The sequence below is a fragment of the Bacillus sp. MUM 13 genome (assembly GCF_001866725.1).
Classification (GTDB): domain Bacteria; phylum Bacillota; class Bacilli; order Bacillales; family DSM-1321; genus Peribacillus.
In genome coordinates this window covers 1-710 of sequence record NZ_MLYQ01000130.1, presented here as the reverse complement: position 1 = coordinate 710, position 710 = coordinate 1, and the positions used below count along the sequence as shown (strand labels likewise).

7 tRNA genes are annotated in these 710 nt (G+C 51.7%); all 7 read left to right on the top strand.

Annotated features, from left to right (window positions below):
• Window positions 1-45: 45 nt before the first annotated feature.
• The 7 genes from BIV59_RS21370 (at window position 46) to BIV59_RS21340 (ending at window position 659) form a co-directional block, all read left to right on the top strand.
• Window positions 46-121: transfer RNA gene (locus BIV59_RS21370), tRNA-Lys, on the top strand.
• Between the two features lie 7 nt (window positions 122-128).
• A tRNA-Leu gene (locus BIV59_RS21365) sits at window positions 129-213 on the top strand.
• A 3-nt stretch (window positions 214-216) separates the two neighbouring features.
• Window positions 217-291, top strand: a tRNA-Gly gene (locus tag BIV59_RS21360).
• Window positions 292-304: 13 nt separating this feature from the next.
• A tRNA-Leu gene (locus BIV59_RS21355) sits at window positions 305-393 on the top strand.
• Window positions 394-407: 14 nt separating this feature from the next.
• Window positions 408-484, top strand: a tRNA-Arg gene (locus BIV59_RS21350).
• Window positions 485-489: 5 nt separating this feature from the next.
• Window positions 490-566, top strand: a tRNA-Pro gene (locus BIV59_RS21345).
• Between the two features lie 17 nt (window positions 567-583).
• Window positions 584-659 (top strand) — tRNA-Ala (locus BIV59_RS21340).
• Window positions 660-710: the final 51 nt, after the last annotated feature.

The following is a 710-nucleotide window of genomic DNA, read 5'->3' as shown; positions in this document are numbered from 1 at the left end:
GTCCTCTTGCCGGCACCATCAATATTTTGATGATTAGAATGTTTAGAGCCATTAGCTCAGTTGGTAGAGCATCTGACTTTTAATCAGAGGGTCGAAGGTTCGAATCCTTCATGGCTCACCATTCATATGCGGGTGTGGCGGAATTGGCAGACGCACCAGACTTAGGATCTGGCGCCGCAAGGCGTGGGGGTTCAAGTCCCTTCACCCGCACCATATGCGGAAGTAGTTCAGTGGTAGAATACAACCTTGCCAAGGTTGGGGTCGCGGGTTCGAATCCCGTCTTCCGCTCCATTATTTCGTATATGCCGGGGTGGCGGAACTGGCAGACGCACAGGACTTAAAATCCTGCGGTAGGTGACTACCGTACCGGTTCGATTCCGGTCCTCGGCACCACTATATTATAATATGCGCCCGTAGCTCAATTGGATAGAGCGTCTGACTACGGATCAGAAGGTTATGGGTTCGACTCCTTTCGGGCGCGCCATATTACGGGAAGTAGCTCAGCTTGGTAGAGCACTTGGTTTGGGACCAAGGGGTCGCAGGTTCGAATCCTGTCTTCCCGACCAGTTTTTCTTTATGTTATGGGGCCTTAGCTCAGCTGGGAGAGCGCCTGCCTTGCACGCAGGAGGTCAGCGGTTCGATCCCGCTAGGCTCCACCAATAATTTAGTCATTTGCTAGGTAAATGACAGAGATTGCTCTTTGAAAACTG